Origin of the sequence: Microbulbifer discodermiae (assembly GCF_040742695.1) — a bacterium.
GTDB lineage: Bacteria > Pseudomonadota > Gammaproteobacteria > Pseudomonadales > Cellvibrionaceae > Microbulbifer.
Window position 1 is genome coordinate 1 of sequence record NZ_JBFLAB010000100.1, and the last position, 6,626, is coordinate 6,626.

The following is a 6,626-nucleotide window of genomic DNA, read 5'->3' on the forward strand; positions in this document are numbered from 1 at the left end:
GTCGGGGGCTGTAACTTGATAAAGTATCCTCCGCACTGGGCTGCATGTTCTTTAAGTGATTGATGTTACTGGGGTTGTAGTGAATCTTGTAGCGGATTTGCGTTGGGCCGTTTTTATTACAACTACTTTAGGGATTATGATCCGAGTACCGGACGCTATTTGCAGAGTGATCCGATTGGGTTGGGCGGGGGAATTAATACCTACGGTTATACATACCAAAATCCCATCATGAATATGGATCCTGATGGAAGGCTGGTTTGGTTTGGAGTGCCAGCTTATATTTGGTTTGCTGGAGGAGCAGGATTAGCAGCTGGAGGAGCCTGTGTTGCCACCAACTGTGGTCAAGCCGCAGTAGATGCAGTATCAGACTGGACAAGCCCGCTTGATGATATTGGCCCAGATCCTTTAGATAATCCTGATGATGACACAGATAATTGTCCTTCTGATGAAACAGGTGATGATGATTTATGTTATAAAAGGTATTTAAATGACATATCAACCTGTAGAGCAATAGGAAGGTTAAGAGGTTTTGATAGGGCTCAAGCTTGTTATTCGTCTGCAACTGAAAGGCTGGCAGCATGTAGAACTGGCCGCCCCGTCCCACCATTGAACACATGGAATAATTAAAAGTGGAAAATTTTAAGCACTTAATAGAAGTCGATGAAGAATCTCATTCCATAAAAATATACAGAATTTATAATGGAGGAGAAAAGGAGTTGTACACAGAGACTGATCTACCGGAAATAGATAAAGATTACGATAAACTCAGGGAATTTTCCCAATCCTTGGGTGAAAGCATTTTGTGTGATTTTGCCTCTGTTAGAAAATTCTACGGTTTATGATACTAATCCAGATGCTATCGTTGGGACAGCGATGCCTTCGGGATATTCACACCGATGAATTTTGGCGTTTCTGCGTCCTTCGTCTCCTCCATATTAACTGGCTCTACTATAAATATATGCGGATATGATGGATAAATTTAAAATTAACACATTGATAGTTATCATAATATCAATTCTTTTTTTTGCTATGACATTGTTCTCTCGTGAACCATTTATCATTTCTGGGTCGGGTGAGAAGTCAGTTGCTGGCGGGGTGGTTTTTTACGTAATTGGAATTATTTTTTTACTCAGCTACTTTTACGAAAAGCGATTCGAGGTATGCCAGCTGATAATGGGTATTTGTACACGGTTAACTTGGCCGCCAAGCAAAAAGTGGGCGTTCGTTTATTTTTGTGCATTCTGGATTGTTGGAACGATACAAATATTACAATAGGTATCCGTCATCGCCTTTTGGCGGTTGACACAGAGTATCGATTCAAAATGACGTTTTTAAAAAATGTAAGGCAGGAATCTCAAGCGCTATTACTTAGCGCCGGGTATTTAGTCAACCCAGAACTTCCCCTGCTGGAAGGGGCTGTAAAATTTCGCTCTGAAGAAACGATAGTCGATAGGGCTTTAGCTTTGCACCTTTCAATAGCGAAAGCATATGGCTACCCTAAAAATTTGGCTATTGCCTGGTTAAAAAGAGAAGGCTGCATAGACTCCCTAGCCCCCCAGGAAAAGGAGTTTATCGAACAAGGCAAGGGAGAAAATGCAGACTTTAAAGTTAAAGTTGAGGCTGTATGGTTACTAACATGGGCTCTTAGCCTCCATGAAAACCTTAATCCATTTGGTGTTTGCGACAATAGTCTCATTACACTTCTCCCAGATTTGAAAAAAGACGAAACATCGCAAAAGTTTAGAAATAATGCTGCCCTGCGTAGTTGCGATACATTGGTGTCAATGCTTGACTTTCTATATTGCTTGCATTGGTCTGTGATTGAGGCCATGCGAGTTGGTGAGGAAGTGCCTGGTGATCTGCCAGTGTATGCTGTGGCAGAAAGAAGGCGAGCTTTGGAGTGGTGTTGTTCTGAAGAGCCCTGGGAAGAAATCACTCTGGATACATAAGGAAGTACAGTGATGTGGCAGATTGGCAAGAAAGGTGAAGGACACATTTTTACGACTTATAAACAATTTTTCCTAATTGCTACTATTTTTTGGCAATCAGTTTAGCTTAATAGCGACACCAAGAATTTGAGATGTTGTTAGATTGAAAATCAGCGTTTCGAATGACTATGGAATAGTTATTAGGAGGGCCGCCCTAAAAGAAAAGGAGATTGAAATCTCAAAGGTTTTTGAGGTTATGGAGGCGATTGAGCCGCTAGAGGAAAGCGATGCTCTGCTGTCATTTGGCCCCCATTTTGGCGGTGAAGCCTCTTACGAGCTTTCAAAAAGGTTGGACGCCCTTGGATTGACCTGTACACGGGATTATTTTGTGTTCTACGGTGACTTCCCAAATTGGGCTAGCTTTTATGTGTCCGAGGAGTAGGCGGGGGCCAGAATCTACGAGCCAGACAGTCAATTGATTCCTTGGTCAAAAACCCACTCCCTCGTAGACGTATCAGGAACGTAGTCCTTATGCGTATCAGCTGTCACACTGCCTGAGTAGATACATAGCAGACGCCAGGCGCCATAGTCGATTGATGTCAGCCCGTCGAGGTAGGGGGTGAAGCTGTATACACCCACCAGCTGCGCCGCTTGTCTAGGGGTGAGGCTTGCTTTGCATAACTCAGCTGCTACCTCTTTCGCAGTTGGCGTCAGCCATCCTTCTCGATATCGCTGGTAAATTTCGGGTCGCGCTAGATCCGTGTCGGAGGTAGGGGTTGATGTGCTCATTTTTTGTCCTCCAATGGTGGCACCAATCAGCTGGGCTATTGGCTACACCAGTTCCGTCTCTTGCCCCCATGATACTCATACCCAAGGTTAGCGCCTATGAGTAGCTGATCTAGCCGCTTTCCATCTACCCATACTTCAGCTAATAACCTGAAATACTTGTCCCGCTCTATCTCCTCCAAGCGCACTTCCTGGGCATCACGGAGCAGGGTGACAGCGAATTGTTTGGCTTTTCGTGCCAGTTCCTTTTCAGCCTGGCATTTGCCCCGCAACTCCGGGGTGTCTACCCCTTTGACTCTGACGCCGATGCGCTTGCCGACTATATCGGGCCATCCTGGGACATTGGCGGTGAAGGAGTCACCGTCATAGATGGAGACTACCTCTACGGGCCGAGCCAGGGCCAGGGTAGGGAGGAAGAGGAGGGCAAGAATGATTCCTTTCATTTTTCAGTTACTGAGAGCTAATGGGCATAAAGTGACGAAATTTTCATCAAAAATCAAGATACGTAGTTTTAACTGGTAATCACAAAGGCACTCGCCCTCAACCTGTTGGGCATGTTACTTTCGCTTTCGCATTGGCACTACATTCTCAGTGGGAGCAGTAGTTGCGTATGTGGCCCAATCGGACATCAGCGACTTTCGCTTCTCGAACAGATCGCCGCGGCGGTAGGCGGCTTCTACAGAATCACCCAGGCTGTGGGCTAGGGCCTGCTCACAAACGTCTCTCGGGTGCGGCGTGGCTTCTCCAGCCCAATCGCGGAAAGTCGACCGGAACCCGTGGACTGTAAGCTCGTTACGTTCCATACGGCGTAGCGCCATCAGCATGGCCATATTTGAAAGTGGTCGCCCTTTGCGCTGACCGGGGAAGAGATATGGATTGTCGTCGATCCGGGGCAGAGATTTCAATAAGGCCACTACTGGCGATGCTAAGGGTACACGATGCATCTTCCCCGCCTTCATCCGATCACTCGGGATCGTCCAAATTTTGGCGCTGAAGTCGACTTCATCCCAAGTTGCTCCCAGAACCTCACTGGTACGAGTGGCCGTCAAAATGGTCAACTCCATGGCCCTGAAGGCCAATCCATGGCGCTTAGAGATCTCCTGAAAGAACTCGGGTAGTTTTGCCCAGGGCAACGCATTGTGGTGTTTTACCTGTCTGACCTTTGAGCGCTTCGGCAGTAACTTATCCAAATGGCCGCGCCAGCGGGCTGGGTTCTCTCCCTCTCGTAATGATCTGGCCTTAGCAGCATCTAACACCAATTCCACACGGTTACGAACCCTGCTTGCCGTCTCTGGTTTCTCAAGCCAAATTGGCTTAAGTATCTCTAACACATGGTCGGTGGTGACTTCGCACGGGGCCTTATCACCTATAACGGGGTGCGCATATTGCTTGAGGGTATTCTTCCACTGTTGGGCATGTTTGGCATTCTTCCAGCCTTCGCGATGCGCCAGTATGTAGTCATTGGATACTTCACTAAAAGAGATTTTTTTTGCTTCTTTGTTTTGTGTGTTAGTTTTTTTTGCCTGCAGAATACGTCGTCTTTCACTGATAGGATCAATACCCTGAAGAATCAATTTTCTTTGTATGCTGGCTTCTGCCCTAGCCCCTTTTAGGCTCAGATCATCCAGGCTACCCAGGCCCATCTCGCGGCGCTTTCCGTGAAGCTGGTAGCGCAGAACCCAACTCTTGGCTCCGGAGGCTCTTACGATCAAGCGCAGGCCATCACCATCGTCATACTTACCTGGCACGCTGATCTTCTCTATTTGCCTTACGGTTAGCCTTCCCATATCTCCCCCCTACGGTTCTCCGGTCCCCCACTTAGTCCCCCACTTGGTCGCGGATTCACTTGGTGGACTTTGGATGAGTTTGGAAGGAATGTAGCCTACAAGCCCCAGAATTGCTAGGGTTTGATGGAATCTATAGGATTATTTTGGAACTCATATTGGCGGACTCCCTCACCGCCATTTCTTAAGATAATTTCCTGACTTATAAGAAATTTTAGTTCCTTAGTCTCCCATTTGGTCCCCCACTTGGCTGATAGCGGCACTGTGGTTCGCTTCTCACATTTTCACCAAACTGAATAGCGAGCAGCAGTGGCCGTATCATGGATACCTGCGAAAAAGGGCTTGGTCCAAAATGTGGCTGCAAGGCTACGCCAAACCGACCCACTGGCTCACAACTGAGGTATGGACGCTTATGCACCCGCCGCACGATTTAAAGAGTGGGTCGCACTCCTTCTCTACCTAACACATTGCTGAAAAAGCCCTCCCTGGCTTTTCTCAACCGGGGTGTGCGGCGCTTGCCAGCAAACCCTCCACGACAAATCAAGCAGTTACATGCTTGATTTGCGACCCGAACATCCCTGTACGGGGCAGCAGCCTGCTAATGACAGAATTTGACCAATGGGGCAAACCGCACAATAAAAACCATGTCAGCAAGATGGCATTCTTCTGCATCAACGCCTCTGCGCTTCGGGATGTGAACAGGCCCTAGCTGAAATCAAGCGCGCACTATCCTGGGGTGCAGTAAAGCGCGGAATAGGATCCAGAGTGGGTAAGGTTAGGGAAGCTATTTCAACGCCGCCTGGAGCCTCTCTCACAAGAGCGCTAGGTCCGGTGGCCGAGTTCGTGGAGGGTTATCGGAAGGGTTGCCAAAACATGGATTGACAAGTTTGTCCCGAGAAGGTATACAAATTTAGCACGCGGTTTTTGCGCATTGCAGAAAATGACCCGCCAAATGGCGGGCTTTTTTATGCATGAAGCTACGATACAAAAGGCTTTGTAAATGGCTGTCTTGGCATAGGAATAACGCTGCATTTCGCGCAGAATAGTGAGTGTCGGAGTCATAGTGCGATAGACCGTAGAGCCGCACTATGGAGTGATTCTCAAGAGGCGCAAACAGGTTGATGCCACCTTTGGCTGGTGTAAGCAGTATGGTGAGTTGCTTGACTCGTTTTGTTACTGTGGCCACACAATCTCTTGGGGATGCGGAATATGTCGGATGGCTTTTAGTGCAGGTTGGGAAATTTTTAGAGATCCCTTTAAATGGAACTTTTTGTTTAGCAGCTAAGAAATACCATTGTGAAAATCTTTTTTCTGACATTGATTGTTTTTATAAGTGGCCTGATTTTTGGTTGGAATGGCCATCAATATTGGAGTAGCTTCATGCTCCCAGAAACTGAGATGAAAGACCAGGAGCGCACCATATTGGCTGCGTCGAATTGGGGAAATTTAACTAAAATTGGAATTTCCACCAATCTTCCCTTAACTACCCCGATGAAAGAATTTAAAAAAACACTTTCAAGCTGGAATATTGCAAAAATAGTTGATCAGTACAGTAGGTTATTGCTCATTGATGGTAAACATGAGCAGTATGCGTATCTATCAATAGAGAAATTTTTTCAGCAAGGGTTTGATCAGGGTGAATACCTGAAATTAATACCATTGCTAAATGCTTACTTGCAGATAAATGAGGATGATCAATATGCGATATATCTCCTCGCGGAAAGCTATAGAATAACTGGCGATTTGGCAGCAGCTATCAAAGCGTATTATCGTCTAGAGCGCTACACTTATGAGGTTGATAAAATTGAAGACATCAAGAGAATAATTAAAACTTTGGTTCAAGCTTATCATAAAAAAATAGATCCTGAGAATAGTGGCAAAGTATTATGGCCCCAGATACTGGAGTTTTATGAAGAATTGGCATTGCTGGATCCAAATGATTACAGCTACTTGTATCGACAGGCAGAAATCCATTATTTACTAACAGGTTGTTGAAAAAGGCATCCTGCCTGTTTCAAAACACAAAAAGCGGAAAATGTGATTTTCAGTTTTCTCCCCGTCTTGTTCCAGCCTGAAGTTATTCGCCCGGCAATTCAATTTTGACTGCAACAGCTATGCCGTGGCGCCT

7 protein-coding genes are annotated in these 6,626 nt (G+C 46.2%); 5 read left to right on the forward strand and 2 right to left on the reverse strand.

Features of this window, described 5'->3' with window-relative positions:
- Positions 1 to 102: 102 nt before the first annotated feature.
- The 4 genes from AB1S50_RS18590 (at position 103) to AB1S50_RS18605 (ending at position 2,370) form a co-directional block, all read left to right on the forward strand.
- Positions 103 to 627 carry an RHS repeat-associated core domain-containing protein gene (locus tag AB1S50_RS18590; protein ID WP_367152699.1) on the forward strand — a complete coding sequence of 175 codons (525 nt, stop codon included), beginning with the start codon at positions 103 to 105 and terminating at the stop codon, positions 625 to 627.
- A gap of 2 nt (positions 628 to 629) precedes the next feature.
- Positions 630 to 842 (forward strand): hypothetical protein, encoded by a 213-nt coding sequence (locus AB1S50_RS18595; protein WP_367152700.1) that lies wholly within the window; start codon positions 630 to 632, stop codon positions 840 to 842.
- A gap of 318 nt (positions 843 to 1,160) precedes the next feature.
- Entirely contained in the window at positions 1,161 to 1,949 is a 789-nt protein-coding gene (locus tag AB1S50_RS18600; RefSeq protein WP_367152702.1) for a DUF4272 domain-containing protein, read from the forward strand.
- A gap of 142 nt (positions 1,950 to 2,091) precedes the next feature.
- Entirely contained in the window at positions 2,092 to 2,370 is a 279-nt protein-coding gene (locus AB1S50_RS18605) for a hypothetical protein (RefSeq protein WP_367152703.1), read from the forward strand.
- Between the two features lie 382 nt (positions 2,371 to 2,752).
- On the opposite strand, the gene AB1S50_RS18610 is transcribed toward AB1S50_RS18605, so the two are convergent.
- Both AB1S50_RS18610 and AB1S50_RS18615 read right to left on the reverse strand, forming a co-directional pair.
- On the reverse strand, positions 2,753 to 3,157 hold the full coding sequence (locus AB1S50_RS18610; protein ID WP_367152704.1) for a thermonuclease family protein: 405 nt from the start codon (positions 3,155 to 3,157) through the stop codon (positions 2,753 to 2,755).
- 114 nt (positions 3,158 to 3,271) lie between these two features.
- On the reverse strand, positions 3,272 to 4,501 hold the full coding sequence (locus AB1S50_RS18615; protein ID WP_367152705.1) for a tyrosine-type recombinase/integrase: 1,230 nt from the start codon (positions 4,499 to 4,501) through the stop codon (positions 3,272 to 3,274).
- 1,293 nt (positions 4,502 to 5,794) lie between these two features.
- On the opposite strand from AB1S50_RS18615, the gene AB1S50_RS18620 reads away from it, so the two are divergent.
- A complete protein-coding gene (locus AB1S50_RS18620; RefSeq protein ID WP_367152706.1) occupies positions 5,795 to 6,493 on the forward strand; it encodes a tetratricopeptide repeat protein in 699 nt (232 codons plus the stop codon).
- Positions 6,494 to 6,626: the final 133 nt, after the last annotated feature.